The organism is Streptomyces sp. NPDC051452 (assembly GCF_044454765.1).
Classification (GTDB): domain Bacteria; phylum Actinomycetota; class Actinomycetes; order Streptomycetales; family Streptomycetaceae; genus Streptomyces.
In genome coordinates this window covers 470,753-489,619 of sequence record NZ_JBITEB010000001.1, presented here as the reverse complement: position 1 = coordinate 489,619, position 18,867 = coordinate 470,753, and the positions used below count along the sequence as shown (strand labels likewise).

The window sequence follows — 18,867 nt, the reverse complement described above, 5'->3', positions numbered from 1 at the left end:
TGGGGGCTCGGTCCCGCAGGGTTCGCGGGGTTGGGACCGGAGGCGTTCGCCGGGTTGGGCCCGGAGGGGTTTGTGGGGTTCGAAGACGTCATGGCTGTGGGGTCCTCACCGTTCGTCGTGGTCGGGGCCGCCGTACGCGGCGTCTTCGAGTTCGCGCATCACCTGTTCCTCCACCAGTTCCGCCAGGGCGGCGACGGTGCGGGAGACCAGGACGTCGCGAGGGGTGAGCGTGACGCCGAACGCGTCGTTGGCGCGGGAGGCGATGAGCAGGGCGCGCATGGAGTCGCCGCCCAGCATCAGATAGTCGTCCTCGGCTCCCACGGTCGTCTGGAGCGTCTCCTCCCAGATGGCCGCGAGGGCCTCCTCGGTGGGGGTGCGCGGCGCCACGTACTCGGCCCGTGCCTGCTCGACGGCCGGTTCTGGTGCGGGCAGGGCGGCCCGGTCGGTCTTGCCGCTCTCGGTGAGCGGGAACCGGTCGAGCGCCACGAACGCCGAGGGGACCATGTGGGCCGGCAGGGAGCGGGCGGCCAGCGCGCGCAGCTCCGCGCCGGCCGGCGGCTCGGCGCCGGGAGCCGTGAGCAGATGGGCGACCAGGCGCGGCAGCCCCGGTTCGTCCTCGCGTACGGACACCACGGCGTCGAGCACGGCGGGGTGACGCACGAGGGTGGCCTCGATCTCGCCCGCCTCGATGCGGTGGCCGCGCAGTTTGAGCTGGTGGTCGGTGCGGCCCAGGTAGTGCAGTTCGCCGTGGCCGTCGCGGCGCACCAGGTCGCCGGTGCGGTACATGCGGGTGCCGGGCGGCCCGAACGGGTCGGCGGTGAACCGGGCCGCGGTCAGGCCGGGGCGGCCCAGGTAGCCGCGGGCCAGGGCGGGCCCGCTCAGCCACAGTTCGCCGGCGACACCGTCGGGCACCGGCCGCAGCCGGGCGTCGAGGACGTAGGCGCCGGTGGCGGGCAGCGGGCGGCCGATGGGCGGCGCGGTGCCGTCCGGTTCCAGGGGCGCGGACCAGGTGGCGACGACGGTCGCCTCCGTCGGCCCGTAGGAGTTGACCATGCGGTGGTGCGGGGCCCACCGGGCGACGAGGTCGGCTCCGCACGCGTCGGCGCCGACGATGAGGGTCTTCAGGTCGGGCAGTGTGCCGGGCGTGTCCGGCGGCAGGGTGGCGAGCGCGGCCGGCGGCAGCAGGGTGTGGGTGATGCGTCCGCTCCGCAGCACACCGGCGAGTTCGGCGCCGAGCAGCGGGCCGGGCACCGGCACCACCAGCCGGGCGCCGTGCGGCAGGGACGCGCACAGCTCCAGCACGGAGGCGTCGAAGCTGGGCGTGGCGAAGGCCAGCACCCGGTCGCCGGGGGCCACCTGGTAGTGGGCGGCCTCGGCGGCGCTGAAGGCGGCGAGGCCGCGGTGGGTGACGACGACGCCCTTGGGGGTGCCGGTGGAGCCGGAGGTGTAGATGACGTAGGCCGGGTCGTCGGGGTCGAGCGCGCGGGACCGGTCGGCGTCGGTGGGCCGGTGCCCGGGTGTGTCGTCCGGGGGTGCGGTGAGCAGGTCCGCGATCTCCTTGGCGTCGAGGGTGAGGGTGGGGGCGGCGTCGCGCAGCATCAGCGCGATCCGCTCCTCCGGGTAGGCGGGGTCGACCGGCAGGAACGCGGCGCCCGACTTCGCCACCGCCAACTGCGCCAGCACCATGTCGGCGGAGCGGGGCAGCAGGAGCGCGACGAGGGCGCCGGGTCCCGCGCCGCGCGCGATGAGCCGGTGCGCCAGGCGGTTGGCCGCCGTCTCGGCCTGAGCGAAGGACAGCAGCCGGTCCGGGGACTGCAGGGCCGGGCGGGTGGGCCAGCGGTCCACGGCCGCCTCGACGAGGGCGGGCAGGGTGGTGGCCGGCAGGGGGCCGAGGTCCGGGCGGACGGGGCCGCGGATCAGCCGGGCCCGGTCGGCGGACGGCAGGACGTCGAGGTCGTCCAGACGTGCCGTACCGTCCGACTCGGCCAGCGTGTGCAGGGTGTGCAGCAGGTGCCGGGCCAGCGAGGCGGCGGTGGCCGGGTCGAAGTACCGGGGGTCGTAGCCGAGTTCGACGGCGAGCCGGTCCCCGGGCGAGACGACCACGGCCAGCGGGTAGTTGGTGGCCTCCCGGGCGTCCAGGTCGCGCACGGTGAGCCCGTGAGCGCCGGCCGTGGCGTCGCCGACGGGGTAGTTCTCGAACACCACCAGGCTGTCGAACAGGGCGGTGCCGGGCGGGAGTTCGCTCAGGCCGTGCAGTTCGCCCAGCGGCAGGTGGTCGAAGCGCCGGTCCTCGGCCCGGGCGTCCTGGAGGTCGCGCAGCCAGGTGCCGCAGTGCGCGGTGCCGTCGACGGTGACCCGGGCGGGCAGGGTGGTGATGAACAGGCCGGTGATCGTGTCGGCGCCGGGCAGGTCCGCGGGGCGGCCGGAGACGGTGGTGCCGAAGCACACCTCGCGCGCTCCGCCGAAGCGCGCCAGCAGCAGCGCCCAGGCACCCTGCACCACGGTGTTCAGGGTGAGCCGGTGCCGTCGGGCGAACTCCTGCAGCCGGCGCGTCGCGTCGGTGTCGAGGCACTGGGAGAGCCAGGTGCCGGAGCGGGCCGTGTCGCCGGGGGCGGGCCTGCGGTCGTAGGGCAGCGGGGTCGGGGTGGTCAGGCCCGCCAGGGCGGTGCGCCAGTGCCGCTCCGCCCGGCCGGTGTCACGGGCGGCGAGCCAGGCCGCGTAGTCCGCGAACGGCCTGCGCTCGGGAAGCCGCGGCCGCTCGCCGCGGGCCGTCGCGGCGTGTGCGGCCAGCACGTCGGACAGGACGTGGAAGACGCTCCAGCCGTCGAGCAGGACGTGGTGGAAGGTCCACACCACGCGCACGGTGCCGGATCCGAGGCGGACCAGGGCGAGTCGCATCAGCGGGGCGCGTTCGAGGTCGATGCCGCGCGCCCGCTCCTCGGCGAGCAGCCGCTCCAGCCGGGCCGCCCGGTCGTCGGCCGGCAGGGCGCTCCAGTCGTGCTCGGTGACCGGCAGCGGTGCGTCGCGGTGGACGATCTGCAGCGGCACGGGTACGTCGCGCAGGGCGACGGAGGTGCGCAGGACGGGGGTGTGATCGACGACGTACTGCCAGGCCGCGGCCTGCTGCCGGGTGTCGCCCGCGCCGTCCACCTCGAAGGTGATCTGCTCGATGTACAGACCGTGCGCGGCGTCGTCCAGGGCGTGCACGACCATGCCGGTCTGGGTCGGCGTGAGCGGATACACGTCCAGTACGTCGCCGCCGTCACCGGCGAGCCGGTCGACGGCCGCCTGGTCGAGCGGGGCGAGGGGGAAGTCGGACGGGGTCCGGCCGCCGGCGCCGGGTTCGGCGCAGTGCCGGACGATCGCGCGCAGTTCGGAGGCGAGTTCGGCCGCGAGCCGGGCCACGGTCTCCCGGCGGTGCACCTCGCGGGAGTAGGACCAGGTGAACCGCAACCGCCCGTCGGTCACCTGCCCGAGGACGTCGAGCAGGTAGGGCCGGTCCGCCGAGCGGTCCATGCCGCCGGTGAGGCCGCCGTGGGGCGCGTGCAGCAGACCGCCGGTCGTGGTGTTCGCGTCCTGCCGGCCCAGGTAGTTGAAGCAGATCCGCGGCAGGTCCGGCAGGTCCGTGAGGCCCGTGGGGTGCAGGTGGCGCAGGGCGCCGTAGCCGATGCCGCCGCACGGTACGGCGCGCAGGTTCTCCTTGACGGTCTTCAGGACCGTGCCGGTGTCCGCGTCGCGGGGCACGTCCAGAGCGACCGGGTACAGCGTGGTGAACCAGCCTACGGTCCGGGTGAGGTCGACGTCGTCGAAGAGTTCCTCGCGGCCGTGTCCCTCCAGGGTCACCGCCACCCGGTCGCGTCCCGTCCAGCGGGCCAGGACCCGGCCGAGCGCGCACAGCAGCACGTCGTTGACGCGGGTGCGGTACGCCTCCGGGACGTCCTTGAGCAGCCGTTGGGTGTCCTCGGCGTCGAGGCCGTCCGTGACGCTCTCCTCGACGGCGCCGGTGTTGGCGCCGCCGCTGTGGTCGGCCGGCAGCCGGACGTCGGCGTCGAGGCCCTGCCAGTGGGCGCGTTCGGCGTCGAAGCCGCCGGCTTCGGTGTGGGCGGTGAGCCGCTCCGCCCAGGTGCGCAGCGAGGTGGTCTTGGGGCCGAGGTCCGGGCGGCCGCCGTCCCGCAGGGCCTGGTAGGCGCTGTCCAGGTCCTCCAGGATCAGCCGCCAGGACACCGCGTCCACGACCAGGTGGTGTGCGGCGAGCACCAGGACGGGCCGGCCGCCGTCGGCGGGGCGGCACAGCGCGGCGCGCAGCAGCGGTCCGGCGGCCAGGTCGAAGGCGGTGGCGAGGGTTTCGGCCACCTCGCGCGGCCCGGTGGCGCGGTCGACTCCGGGGTGCACTTCGAGGTGTGGGGCGGCGCCGGACGAGGTGCCGTGTTGCCGCCAGCGTCCGTCCTCGGTCCGCTCGAAGCGCAGCCGTAGCGCGTCGTGCCGCTCCAGTACGGAGGCCAGGGCGGCCCGCAGCGGCGCCTCGTCGGTGTCCGCCGCCACTTCGTAGGAGACGGCCTGGCTGAAGTGGGCCGGGTCGCCGGTGAGGGTGTCGAACAGCCAGTGCTGTACGGGGGTGAGGGGGACGTCTCCGGTCACCGGGCCCTGTTCGGCCGCGACGCATGCGTCCGGTGCCCGCAGGTCCTCGGCGGCGCGGGCGAGTTCGGCGAGGCTCTGGTGGGTGAACAGGTGCCGGGGGGTCAGGGTGAGTCCGGCCCGGCGGGCGGCGGAGACGATCTGGATGCCCAGCACGGAGTCGCCGCCGAGGTTGAAGTAGTTGTCGTCGGCGCCGACTTCGAGCACACCGAGCACCTCGGACCAGATCGCCGCGAGGGTCCGTTCCGTCTCGGTGCGCGGCGGGCGGCCGCCGTCGGATCCCTGGGCCGCCCACTCGGGTGCGGGCAGCGCGCGCCGGTCCAGCTTGCCGGTGGCGCCGAGCGGCAGCCGCTCCAACGGCACGACCAGCGCCGGGATCAGATGGTCGGGGAGGCTGCGGGCGAGGAAGGCGCGCAGGTCGGCCGGGTCGGGCAGAGTGGCGGCGCGGGGTACCGCGTAGCCGACCAGGCGGCGGTGGCCGTCCTGTTCGACCACCCGGGCCGCCGCCGCGGTCACGGCGGGGTGCCGGGCCAACGCGGCCTCGACCTCGCCGAGTTCGATACGGAAGCCGCGGACCTTGACCTGGTCGTCGCCGCGGCCGAGGTAGACCAGGTCGCCGTCGCCGGTCCAGCGCACCAGGTCGCCGGTGCGGTACATGCGTCCGCCGGGCGGTCCGAAGGGGTCGGGCAGGAAGCGGGACGCGGTCAGGCCGGACCGGCGCAGATAGCCGCGTGCCACGCCGGTGCCGGCGAGGTACAGCTCGCCGGGCGCGCCGACGGGCACCGGGCGCATCCGGTCGTCCAGGACGTAGGCCCGGGCGCCGCCGAGGGGCCGGCCGATCGGCGGGTCGCGGTCGGGGTCGGCGGCATCGCAGGTGAAGGCGGTGGCGTAGACGGTGGCCTCGGTCGGGCCGTAGATGTTGTGCACCCGGCAGCCGGGGATCGCGGCGCGTACCCGGCCGACGGTCCGGGCGGGCAGCCCCTCGCCGGCCAGCACCACCGTGTCCGCGGTGACGCGCACGGTGCCCTCCGCCAGCAGCCGGTCCAGCGCGGAGGGCACCGCGCTGAGCAGACCGGCACGCCAGGGTTCGGGGCGCTCGGCGAGGTCGAGCAGGTCGCGGACCAGCTCCACGCGGCCGCCGGACAGCAGCGGCGAGAAGATCTCGAAGACGGACACGTCGAAGTTGAGCGAGGTGGAGGCCACCACGTGCTCCAGTCCCCGGCCGGCGAACTCGGCCGCGGCCCAGTCGGTCAGGGCCAGCACCGAGGCGTGGCTGACGACGACGCCCTTGGGGCGGCCGGTGGAGCCGGAGGTGTGGATGACGTAGGCGGGGTGGTCGGGCAGCAGGGTGGCGGGCCGCTCCTCGGCGCCGATGGGGGCGTCCGAGGGGGTGGCCGGGGCTGGTTCGTCCAGCAGGATGCGGGCGAAGGCGCCTTCGGGGAGCCGGTCCGCGGTGCCGGCGGTGGTGATCACGGCGTCGGGCCGTACGTCCTCGAAGAGGAAGGCGACGCGCTCGGCCGGGTAGCGGGGGTCCACCGGGAGGTAGCCGGCGCCGCTCTTGAGGATGGCCAGGAGTGCCACGATCAGGTCGGCGGTGCGGGGCAGGGCGAGCGCGACGAAGCGCTCGGGGCCCGCGCCGGCGGCGAGCAGCCGACGGGCCAGCCGGTTGGAGCGCTCGTCGAGTTCGCGGTAGGTGAGGCGGTCCTCCCCGGCCAGCACGGCGGGGGCGTCGGGGGTGCGTGCGGCCTGCCGGCCGAAGGCCTCGGGCAGGGTGTCGCGCGGCGCCCGGACGCGGGGCCCGGCGAACCGGTCGAGGAGGGCGCGTCCCTGGCCGGGGCTTTGGAGCGGGAGGTCGGCCAGGGGGCGGTCCGGGTCGTGGGCCATCTCCGTCAGCAGGGTGCGCAGGCCCTCCCCCAGTCCCCGTACCGTCGCCGCGTCGAAGACGGCCGGGTCGTGGTCGAGGTTGACGGTCAGGGCGGTTCCGGGGGCGACGACCACGCTGAGCGGGTAGTTGGTGGGTTCCAGGTCCCGTTCCGTCTCCATGGCCAGGCCGTGCCGGGCCAGCGCGCCCTCGTCGAAGGGATAGTTCTCGAAGACCACGATGGAGTCGAACAGGTTGGTGCCCCCGGGCACCTCGCTCCAGGTCTGCACCTGGGCCAGGGAGACGAAGTCGTGGCGGCGGGCCTCCGACTGGGCGGTCTGCAGCTCGCGCAGCCACTCCAGCAGCGGGCGCCGTCCGTCGACGCGGGCCCGGGTGGGCAGGGTGTTGATGAACAGGCCCACCATGGCGGTCACGCCGGGCAGTTCGGCGGGCCGGCCGGAGACGGTCGTGCCGAAGGCGACGTCGTCGCCGCCGCCGTAGCGGGACAGCAGCAGCGCCCACGCGCCCTGCAGGACGGTGTTGAGGGTCAGGCCCGCGCGCTGGGCCGTGTCCCGGAGCCGGCCGGAGACGGCGGCGTCGAGGGTCACCCGTACCGTGCCCGACGAGGAGCCGTGGTGGGCCTCGGCCGGCCGGCGGTCCCTGGGGAGTTCGGTCGGGGCCGGGAACCCGGCGAGGGTGTCGCGCCAGTACTGTTCGGCGCGGGCCGTGTCCTGCCCGGCGAGCCAGCGCAGATAGTCGCCGAAGGGCCGGCGTTCGGGCACCAACGGGGGGCGTCCGGCGGTCAGCGCCGCGTACCGCTCGCACACCTCGTCGAAGAGCTGGGCGGCGCTCCAGCCGTCGAGCAGGACGTGGTGGAAGGTCCATACGAGGCGTACGCGGTCCGGGGCGAGCCGGATCAGGGTCAGCCGCGTCAGGGGCGCCGACCCGAGGTCGATGCCGGCCTCCCGGTCCTCGGCGATCAGCCGGTCCAGTTCGGCCTCGCACCGGTCGGCGGGCCACCCGGTCCAGTCGTGGTGGGTGACGGGGACGGTGGCGTGGCGCCGTACGACCTGGACCGGTTCGGGGGTCTCCTGCCATACGAGGTGGGTGCGCAGGACCGGGTTGGTGTCGGTGGCCTGCTGCCACGCCTCGGCGAGGGCGTGCGGGTCGGTGACGCCGGAGAGCACCAGTTGGACCTGGTTGACGTAGGTGCGGCCCCCGGGGTCGAGCAGGCTGTGGAAGAGCATGCCCGACTGCATCGGGGTCAGCGGCAGGATGTCGTCGGTCTCCCGGCCGTCGCCGGCGATGCGGTCCACCGCGGTCTGGTCCAGGCGGGCGAGGGGGAAGTCCGACGGGGTACGGCCGCCCGCGTCCGGGCCCGCGCAGTGGGCGACGATGTCCCGGAGGGCGCGCAGCATGCCCTCGGCGAGCGCGGTGACGGTCTCCGCGTGGTGCCGTCCGCGGCTGTGGTACCAGGTGATCTCCAGCCGGTCGTCCTCGACCCGGGCCACGACGTCCAGCAGGTGGGCCCGTTCGGTGCCGGGCGCCTCCGCGCCGCCGAGGCCGCCGGGCACCGAGCCGACCAGGGTGCCGCCACCCGCGGACCAGTCGAACCGGCCGAGGTAGTTGAAGCTGATGCCGGGCGTGGGTGCCGCCGCGATCCGTTCGTCGCGGGCGAGGTGGCGCAGGGCGCCGTGGCCGAGGCCCCGGTCGGGTACGGCCCGCAGCTGTTCCTTCACCGCCTTCAGCGCGCTCCCCCAGTCCCCCGCCGGGACGTGCAGGGCGAGGGGGAAGAGCGAGGTGAACCAGCCGATGGTGCGGGACAGGTCGATGTCCTCGAACAACTGGTCCTCGCGGCCGTGCCCTTCCAGGCCGACGGCGACGGTGTCGCGTCCGGTCCAGTCGGTGAGCGCCCGGCCCAGCGCGGTGAGCAGCACGTCGTCGACGCGGGTGCGGTAGACGCCGGGGACGGTGCGCAGGAGGCGGTCGGTGTGCTCCCGGTCGAGGCGGACGGTGACCTCGGCGACGTCGGCGGTGGTGTTGCCGCCGTCGCCGTCGACCGGCAGCGGCGTGGCGCAGTGCCGGGCGGCCGTCTCCCAGTAGGCGCGCTGTGCGGCGAAGCCGCCGGCGTCGGTGTGGGCACGCAGCCGGCGTGCCCATTCACGGACGGAGGTGGTGCGCTCGGGCAGGTGTACGGGTTCTCCCGCCGCGGCCTGCCGGTAGGCGGTCTCCAGGTCCTCCAGCAGGATGCGCCAGGAGACGCCGTCGACCACCAGGTGGTGCGCGGCCAGCAGCAGCCGGTCGGGCCGGGTGCCGTCGGTGGTGAACAGCCGGGCGGTGAGCAGCGGGCCGGTGTCGAGGCGGAACGCGGCGTGGGCGTCCGCCGTGTGGCGGGCCTCGGTCTCCTCGGCGGTCGCCGGGTCGAGGGGGCAGACCTCGAGCAGCTCGGGCGCGGGGGCGTCCGCGTCGGTGACGTACTGGTGCCAGGTGCCGTCGTCGGTGGTGACGAACCTCGAGCGCAGGGCGTCGTGCCGGGCCCACACGGCGGCGAGGGCCTGTCGCAGGGCGTCCGGGTCGACGGTGCCGGGTGCCTCGACGACGACCGACTGGTTGAAGAAGTCGGCGTGCGCCGGCCGCGGCTCGAGGAACCAGTGCTGGATCGGGGTGAGCGGGGCCTCGCCGCTGACCGCTTCGGTGCCGGCGACCGGGGCGCCGGTGTCGCCGGCGGCGGCCAGTTCGGCGATCGTGGGGCGGCGGAAGAGGTCGCGGGGCGTGAGGGTGAGGCCTGCCGCCCGGGCGCGGGAGACGACCTGGATGCTGAGGATGGAGTCGCCGCCCAGCATGAAGAAGTTGTCGTCGACGCCGACGCGTTCCAGGCCGAGCAGGTCGGCCCAGATCCCGGCGAGGACGCGTTCGGCCTCGGTGCGCGGGGCGCGGTGGGCGCGCTCGCCGCCCGCCGACCAGTCGGGGGCGGGCAGCCGCCGCCGGTCGACCTTGCCGTTGGCCGTCAGCGGCAGCCGGGGCACGGTCACGAACGCGGCGGGCAGCATGTAGTCGGGCAGGCCGTCGGCCAGGTGGGCGCGCAGTGCTGTGCCGGGGGGCACGGTGGCGCCGTCGGCCGGTACGAGGTGGGCGGCCAGGCGTTTGCGTCCGGCGTCCTCGTACAGGGACACGACCGCCTCGGCGACGGCGGGGTGGGCGGTCAGCCGGGCCTCGATCTCGGCGGGTTCGATACGGAAGCCGCGGATCTTGATCTGGTCGTCGGCCCGGCCGACGAAGTGCAGTTCGCCCTCCGCGCTCCAGCGCACGATGTCGCCGGTGCGGTACATGCGGCCGCCGGGCGGCCCGAACGGGTCGGCGACATAGCGTGCCGCGCTCGCGCCCGGCCGTCCCGCGTACCCCCGGGCCACCCCGGCCCCGGCGATGTACAACTCACCTGGCACACCAGGCGGTTGAGGCTGGAGGGTGTCGTCCAGGACGTATACGCGGGTGTTGTCCAGGGGCCGTCCGATGGGCAGGACGGCGGGCAGCGGGTCACCGGAGCGGAAGGCGCGCCGGGTGGCGAAGGTGGTGGTCTCGGTGGGGCCGTAGCCGTCGACGACGGTGAGATCGGGGCAGGCGTCCAGGACACGGCGTACGACCGCGCCGGGCACGGCCTCGCCGCCCGTCCACACCTCGCGGGCGCCGCGCAGGCAGGTGGGGTCCTCCTGGGCCAGCAGGCGGAACAGGCCGGCGGTCAGCCACAGGCAGCTCACGCCCCGCTCGGTGACGGCGCGGCGGACGGCCGCGGCGTCCAGGTCGGCGGGCTCGGCCAGTACCGCCGTGCCGCCGCGCAGCAGCGGCACCCACACCTCGTAGGTGGCGGCGTCGAAGGCGTGCGGGGAGTGCACGAGGACTCGGTCGTGTCCGGCGAAGGCACGGTCCAGGGCGAGTGCGACGACGTCGCGCTGGCGTACCGCCACTCCCTTGGGGATGCCGGTGGAGCCCGAAGTGAACATCAGGTACTGCGTGTTGTCAGGGTGGACCGCGCCCGTGGTCGGGGAGCCGGCGGCCACCGGATGCGAGCCGGGTGGTGAGAGGCCGTCGCCGGGGAGCGGGGCGTCGCCGTCGGCCGGGGAGGCGCTCTCGTCCAGGCGCAGGACGCCGTCGCCGGGGAGTACCGCGTGCGCGGTCTCCTCCCACGTGGCGTCCGTGAGCAGCAGGTCGGCGCCCGCCTCGGCCAGCATCCGGCGCAGTCGCTCGTGCGGCGCCCGGCCGTCCAGCGGGACGTACACCCCGCCGGTGCGCACGAGCGCCAGCTGGACGACGATCAGCGGTACGGAGCGGTCCATCAGCACACCGACCGGGCGTTCGGGGCGTACGCCGAGAGCGGTGAGGCGGTCCGCCAACCCGGCTGCCATGCGGTCCAGTTCGCGGTAGGTGAGCCGGTCGTCACCGGCCTCCAGGGCTACGGCGTCGGGGATGCGCCCGACCTGTTCGGCGAAGAGCTGCGCGGTAGTGGTCTCGGGGAGGGCGGTGGCCGTGTCGTTCCAGTCGCGCAGCACCTGTTCGCGGCGGTCCCGGACGAGCAACGGCAGTCGGGCGGGCGGCCGTTCGGGCAGGGTGGCCATGCCCTCCAGCACGACGGTGAGGTACTCGGCCAGCCGCTCGACGGTGGCGGTGTCGAACAGTTCCGGGTCGTAGCCGAGGCGCAGGGCCAGTTCGTCCCCCGGGTAGGCGACCAGGCTCAGCGGGTAGTTGGTGGTCTCGATGCCGTCGAGGTCGCTCAGGCGCAGTCCGTGCGCGGCGGCCAGACCGTCGTCCACCGGGTAGTTCTCGAAGACGACGATGCTGTCGAACAGGTTTGCGCGTTCCGGGAGTTCGGTGAACGAACGGATCCGGGTGAGTCCCACGTGGTCGAAGCGGCGGTCCTCGCTCTGCTCGTGCTGCAGACCGCGCAGCCAGTCGCGCAGGGTGCCGGTGGCGGGGACCGTGACCCGGGTCGGCAGGGTGGTGATGAACAGACCCGTCATGGACTCGGCGCCGGGCAGCTCGGGCGGCCTGCCCGACACGGTGGTGCCGAAGACGGCCTCGTCCCGGCCCGTCAGCCGGGCCAGCAGCAAAGCCCAGCCGCCCTGGACGAGGGTGTTCAGGGTGACCCCCAAGGCCCGGGCGGAGTCCTCCAGGGCGCGGGTGCCGGCCGCCGGCAGGGCGACCCGGACCGCCCGGGTGGACTCGGCGCGGTGGGACTCTCGCGGCTCGCGGTCGTAGGGCAGGGCGGTGGTCTCGGTCAGTCCGGTGAGCCGTCCGCGCCAGTGCGCTTCGGCCTCGGCACGGTCGCGGGTGCGCAGCCAGGCCACGTAGTCCCGGTAGGGGCGCCGGTCCGGCAGGGCGTCCCCGCCGTCCTCGCCGTGGGCGGTGAAGACGTCGGAGAGCACCTGGAAGAGGCTCCAGCCGTCGAGCACCAGGTGGTGGAAGGACCACACCACGCGCACGGCGGTGTCGGACACCCGGGCGAGCGTCAGCCGCTGGAGCGGGGCCCGGGCCAGGTCGATGCCCGCCGCGCGGTCCCGGTCCAGCAACTCGTCCAGCCGCAGCCGCCGTTCGTCGTCCGTCAGACCGCGCCAGTCCAGATGGGTGACGGGTACGGTGGCGTGGCGCTGGACCACGAACAGCGGCTCGGGCACGTCCTGCCAGACGACCCGGCCGCGCAGGACGGCGGTGCGGTCGGTCACCCGCTGCCAGGCGGCGGCGAGGGCACGGGGCTCGGGGGTGCCGTCCAGGACGAAGGTCAGCTGCTGGAAGTAGACGCCGCGGTCGTCCTGGGAGAGGCCGTGGAAGAGCATGCCGGCCTGGGTCGGGGTCAGCGGCAGGACGTCTTCCACGGCCGCGGGGTCCTCCCCCGCGATGCGGTCCACGGTGGCCTGGTCGAGCGGGGCCAGGGGGAAGTCGGACGGGGTGCGTCCGGCGGCGTCCGGCCGGGCCGCGTGCCGGGCGAGGTCCGCCAGCGCCTCGGCGAACCGTCCGGCCAGGTCCGCGACCGTGTCGTGCCGGTACCGCTGCTCTGAGTAGAACCAGCTGAACTCCAGTGCGTCACCGTCCAGTCGGCCCACGACCTCCAGCGGGTGCGGGCGCGGTCCCCGGGGGTCGGCGTCCAGCTCCAGCGGCCGCACGGTGCCGCGGTACAGGCCGTCCGGCTCGTCGGACAGCCCCATCCGCCCCAGGTAGTTGAAGCTGACCTGCGCCTCCGGGGTGGGCGGTGCCGGCTGCGGCGTGGCCAGGTGGCGCAGCGCGTCGTAGCCGAGCCCGTGCCGGGGTACGGCCCGCAGCTGCTCCTTGACCTGCTTCAGCACCGCGTCCCAGCCGGCCTCCTGGGCGACGGCGAGGGCGACGGGGTGGCGGGTGGTGAACCAGCCGACGGTGCGGCTGAGGTCCACGTCGGCGAAGAGCTCCTCGCGGCCGTGTCCCTCGACGTCCACCACCACCCGGTCGCGACCGCTCCACCCGCACAGCGCCCGTCCGAGGGCGCTGAGCAGCACGTCGTTGACCTGGGTGCGGTAGGTGTCGGGCAGGGTGCGCAGCAGGAGGGCGGTGTCCTCGCGGGTCAGCCGTACGGTCACCGAGCGTTGTGAGGCGTAGGTGTCGGCGCCGGTCGAGTCGGCCGGGAGGGCCGGCTCGGACTCGGGGAGCGCCTCGTTCCAGTACGCGCTCTCGTCGGCGAAGCCGCCGGCGGCGGCGTGGGCGGTCAGCCGGCGCGCCCAGTGCCGTAGCGCCGAGGACCTGGCGGGCAGCGCGGCCGCGCCGTCGTCGCCGGCCCGCCGGGCGCGGTAGGCGCGGTCGAGGTCCTCCAGCAGCACCCGCCAGGAGACGCCGTCGACGACCAGGTGGTGCACGGCCAGGTGCAGGACGCGCGGCCGGCCGGGGCCGCGGTCGTGCAGCACGGCCCGCAGCAGTGGTCCCCGGGCCAGGTCGAACGGGCCGAAGTGCGGGGTGTCGGTGTCCGGCCCGGTGTGGTGGGCGAGCGTGATCCGGGGCGCCCGCTCGTCGATGTGCCAGCGCATCGCGCCGGAGCCGTCGTCGGCGGGCACGAAGCGGGAGCGCAGGGCGTCGTGGTGGTCGACCAGGTCGCCGAGGGCGTCCTGGAGCGCGGCCGGGTCCAGGTCCTCGGGCAGTGCGACCGACAGGGCCTGGGCGAAGTGGGCGGCCCCTTCGGCGGCGGTGTCGAACAGCCAGTGCTGGATGGGGGTCAGGGGGGCCGGGCCGGAGGCCTCGTCCGGGGTGGGGCCGGTGGCGGGCGCGGGCGCGGCGGCGGCCGTCGCGCAGCGGGCGAGGGCGGCGACGGTCTGGTGCTGGTAGACGTCGCGGGAGGTCAGCATCAGGCCTTCCTGCCGAGCCCGGGCCACCACCTGGATGCTGAGGATGGAGTCGCCGCCCAGCTCGAAGAAGTTGTCGTCGACGCCGACCCGCTCCACGTGCAGGACGTCGGCCAGGATCGCGGCGAGGGTGCGCTCGGCGGGTGTGCGGGGCGGCACGTGGTGGACGGCGCGCACGGCCGGCCCCGGGTCGGGCAGCCGGCCGCGGTCGAGCTTGCCGTTGGGGTTCAGCGGCAGCGCCGCCAGCGGTACGACGGTCGAGGGGACCATGTAGTCCGGCAGGGTGCGGCCGAGCGCCCGGCGTACCGCTTCCGGGGTGACGTGTGCGCCGGGGGCGGGGACGACGTAGCCGACCAGGCGCCGGTGTCCGTCGCTCTCGGCGGTGGCGGCCGCCGCCTCCGCCACGCCCGGGCAGCCGCGCAGTGCCTCCTCGACCTCGCCCAGTTCGATGCGGAAGCCGCGCACCTTCACCTGCTGGTCGATCCGGCCGACGTACTCCAGCTGTCCGTCCGCGCGCCGGCGCGCCAGGTCCCCGGTGCGGTACATGCGCTCGCCCGGGGCGCCGAAGGGGTCGGCGAGGAAGCGGGTCGCGGTCAGTCCGGGGCGGCGCAGGTAGCCGCGGGCCAGGCCGGCGCCGCCGAGGTACAACTCGCCGGTGACGCCCGGGGGTTGCGGGCGCAAGGTGTGGTCGAGGACGTAGGCCCTGGTGAGGGCGATCGGGCTACCGATGGGCGGGGCCTGGTCGGGCAGCCGGTCGCCGGCGAACCAGGCGGTGGCGTACACGGTGGCCTCGGTGGGGCCGTAGATGTTGGCTATCTCGCAGCCCGGCATGGCGGCGCGCAGGTCGCGCACGGTCTGCAGGGGCAGCGCCTCTCCGGCCAGGACGACGGTGTCCGCCGCCACGGCGGCCGTTCCGCCGGTGACGATCCGGGAGATCACGGAGGGGACCCCGCTGACGAGTCCGGCCCGCCGCGCACCGGTCGGCCCGTCGGCGAGGGCCGGCAGGTCCTCGACGACCTCGACGGTGCCGCCGACCAGCAGGGGGCACAGCAGCTCGAAGACGGACACGTCGAAGTTGAGGGAGGTGGAGGCGACCACATGCGTCAGCCGGTCGCGGCCGAACCGGCCTTCCACCCAGGCGGCCAGTGCGGCGACGCCGCGATGGGTGACCACGACACCCTTCGGGCGGCCGGTCGATCCCGAGGTGTAGATGACGTACGCGGGGTGGTCGGGGGTGAGCGGCCGGATCCGGTCGCCGTCGGTGAGGTCGTGGTCCGGCGTCGTGGGGTCCGTGCGGTTCCCGGGGGCCAGCGGCTCGCCGTCCCGCAGGATCAGGGGGTCGCGGTCGGCGGGCAGGGCGGCCGCGGTCTCCGGGGTCGCGAGGACGAGGGCGGGCGCGGCGTCGTCGAGCATGAAGCGCACGCGGTCGGCCGGATAGGCGGGGTCGACGGGGAGGTAGCCCGCGCCCGTCTTGAGCACCGCCCACAGCACGGGTACCAGGTCGGCGGAGCGCGGCAGGCACAGGGCGACCAGCGTCTCCGGGCCGGCGCCGCGGGCGATCAGCAGCCGGGCCAGGCGGTTGGCCCGCCGGTCGACCTCGGCGTAGTCCAGCCGGTGCGGGCCGCAGACCACCGCCGTCCGGTCGGGGGTTCGGGCCACCTGTGCCCGGAACAGCTCGGGCAGGGTGGCGCCCCCGGTGTCGCGGGCGTGCCGCGCCGGCGGGTTCCAGCTGTCCACCAGGGTGCGCTGTTCGTCGCCGGTGAGCATGGGCAGTTCGGCCAGCGTCCGGTTCGGGCCGTCGGCCATGCCCTCCAGCAGGCGGTGCAGATGGCGGCAGAGCCGGGCCGCGGTCGACGCCTCGAACAGGTCGGTGTTGAACTCGGCGGTCAGCGCGCAGCCGCCGTCCGCGTCCGGGGCGAACTCCAGCACCAGGTCGAAGCGGGCGGCCGGGCGGGGCAGCGGATGGTCGTCGAAGCGCAGGCCGCCGGCGTGCGCCGGCAGGTCGGCGGGGGTCTGCTGGACGACGAGCGCCTGTACCAGCGGGGTGCGGCTGGGGTCGCGGGGCGGCGCGAGTTCCTCCACCACCCGGTCGAAGGGCACCGCATCGTGGGCGAAGGCGTCCAGCAGCATCGCCCGCACGCTCTCCACGAACCGGTCCACGGTGGACCGCTCGTCCACCTCGCCGCGCAGGACCACGGTGTTGGCGAAGAAGCCCGCCACGTCCTCCAGGTCACGGCGGCCCCGCCCGTTGGTGACGGTGCCGAAGGCCACGTCCCGCTGCCCGGAGTAGCGGGAGAACAGCAGTGCGCAGGCGCCCGCGAACAGGGTGAACACGGTCGTACCGCGTCCCTGGGCGAGGTGCCGCAGCCGGCCCACCAGATCCGCCGGGAGATGGTGCCGGTGCGCCGCGCCGGCGGTGGTGCGGACGGCGGGCCGGGGCCGGTCCGTGGGCAGTTCCAGATGCTGAATGTCCGTCAGCTGCCGTCTCCAGTAGGCGAGGTCGTCCACGTCCGTGCCGTCGGCCCGCTGCCGCTGCTCCCACACGGCGAAGTCGGGGTACTGCACGCCGGGGGCGGGCAGGGCGTCCGGCCCGCCGGTGACCTCGGCGTCGTAGAGGGCGGCGAGTTCGCGGGTGAGGACACCCACGGACCAGCCGTCGGTGACGATGTGGTGCTGCGCCAGGAGCAGCAGGTGGTCGTCGTCGGCGAGCCGCACGAGCAGGGCGCGGGTGAGCGGGCCGGCCGCCAGGTCGAAGGGCCGGCCCAGCTCGTCGGCGAGCAGCCCTTCGGCGGCCTCGGCGCGGCGGTCCGCGGGTACGTCGCCGAGGTCGGCCGTCCGCAGCGGCAGCCGGGGTTCGGACGCGACACGCTGGACGCCCTGACCGTCGACCGTGGTGAACGTGGTGCGCAGCGAGTCGTGGCGGGCGGCCAGCCGGTGCAGGGCGCGGCGCAGGGCGTCCGGATCCGGCGTGCCGCGCAGACGCAGCGACACGCCGGTGTTGTACTCGGTGCCCCCGGCGGTGAGGTCGTCCAGGAACCACAGCCGGCGCTGCGCGCTGGACAGCGGCAGGGTGCCCTCGCGCGGGGCGGGCGGGATCGGTTCGGTGGGCGCGGCGGTGGCCGGATCGCCGAGCAGCGGGGCCAGGGCGGCGATGGTGCGCGCGGTGAAGACGTCCCGGACCGTCAGCCGGACGCCCAGGTCGTCCCGGATCCGGGCCAGGGTGCGGGCGGCGAGGATCGAGTCACCGCCCAGGTCGAAGAAGTCGTCGGCCGTGCCGACGGCGTCGACGCCCAGGGTGTCCGCCCAGATCGCGGCGAGGGCGCGCTCGTGCGGGGTGCTCGGCGGCACGTGGCCGGCCGTCTCGGTGCGGCCGGGGGCGGGCAGGGCCTGCCGGTCGATCTTGTGCTGCGCGGTGAGCGGCAGCCGGTCGAGGACCACCACGGCGGACGGCACCATGTGCGCGGGCAGGGTGCCGGCGATCGCCGCGCGCAGGGCCGCCGGGTCGGGGGCGTGGCAGGCATCGGCAGGGGTGACATAGCCGACAAGGCGCTGCCGTCCCGGTTCGTCCTCCCGGACGACGACCACGGCCTCGCCGACCGAGTCGGCCCGGCGCAGGGCCGCCTCGATCTCGCCCGGTTCGATCCGGAAACCGCGGACCTTCACCTGCCGGTCGAGCCGGCCGAGGTACTCCAGTTCCCCGTCGGCGGTCCAGCGGGCCCGGTCCCCGGTGCGGTAGAGGCGGCCGCCCGCCGTGAAGGGGTCGGCCACGAAGCGGGCGGCCGTCAGGCCCGGCCGGCCCAGATAGCCGCGGGCCAGCGCGTCGCCGCCCACGAACAACTCGCCGTCGGCGCCGGGCGGTACGGGGCGCAGCCCGGCGTCGAGGACGTACACCCGGGTGTGCGGCAGGGCGTCGCCGATCGTGGGTGTGCCCCGGCCGGCGGTGAGCGGGCCGGTCCAGGTGGCGACGATGGTCGTCTCGGTGGGGCCGTAGGAGTTGATCATGCGGCGGCCGGGGGCCCAGCGGTCGACGAGCGCGGCGGGGCAGGCCTCGGCCCCCACGATCAGGGTGCGCAGATGGGCGGCGGTGCCCTCGGCCGGGTCCGGGAGGGTGGCGAGGGCGGCCGGTGGGATGAGGGCGTGGGTGATGCGGTGGCGGTCGAGGACGGCGGCGAGTTCGTCGCCCAGCCACGGGCCGTCCGGCGGCACCACGAGGGTCGCGCCGGACAGGACGGATATGAAGAGTTCCAGGACGGAGGCGTCGAAGCTGGGCGAGGAGAACTGCAGCACGCGGTCGCCGGGGCCCACGGCGTACCGTTCGGCGGCGGCCGCCGCGAAGGGGCCGATGCCGCGGTGGGTCACGGTCACGCCCTTCGGGGTGCCGGTGGAGCCGGAGGTGTAGATCACGTAGGCCGCGTGGTCGAGGCCGGCCGTGACGGCGGTGCAGGGGGTGTTCGCGGTGTCCCCGGCCTCCAGCAGGCCGCGGACCTCGCCGAGGTCGTCGAGGGTGACCGCGGGCCCGGCGTCGTCGAGCATCAGCGCCCGGCGCTCGGCGGGGTAGGCGGGGTCCACGGGCAGGAAGGCCGCGCCCGCCCGGGCCACGGCCAGCTCCGCCGCTATCAGCTCCATCGAGCGCGGCAGGGCCAGGGCGACCACGCGGTCGGGCCCCGCTCCCCCGCGCACGAGCCGACCCGCCAACCGGTCCGCGCGGGCGGCCAGTTCCCGGTAGCTCCAGGTGCGGCTGCCGTCGGTGAGGGCCGGCGCGTCCGGGGTCCGGGCCACCCACGCCATGAACAACTCGCCGAGCGTCGGCTGCGGCCGCGCCGGGGCCACGGCGCTCTCCGGCGTCCCGGCGGTGCGGCCGGCCGGTGCCGGGGAGGACGCCGGTGCGGGCTTGTCGTGCAGGTCCGTCATGGGTGAAGTCCTTCTGCAGAGCGGGACGATGCGGCGCGGGGTACGGGGTCGGACGCGCGTGACGCTCGGACCCACGTGATGCGAGGAGGCCGGCGGGCACGCCGTACC

The 18,867-nt window shown here is 75.5% G+C and carries 1 protein-coding gene; it reads right to left on the bottom strand.

The genetic code is table 11. The features are described from left to right. Nucleotides 1-105: 105 nt before the first annotated feature. Nucleotides 106-18,759: a non-ribosomal peptide synthase/polyketide synthase gene (locus ACIBA9_RS02095; RefSeq protein ID WP_399359421.1), complete on the bottom strand. Its 18,654-nt coding sequence runs from the start codon at nt 18,757-18,759 to the stop codon at nt 106-108. Between the last annotated feature and the right edge of the window lie 108 nt (nt 18,760-18,867).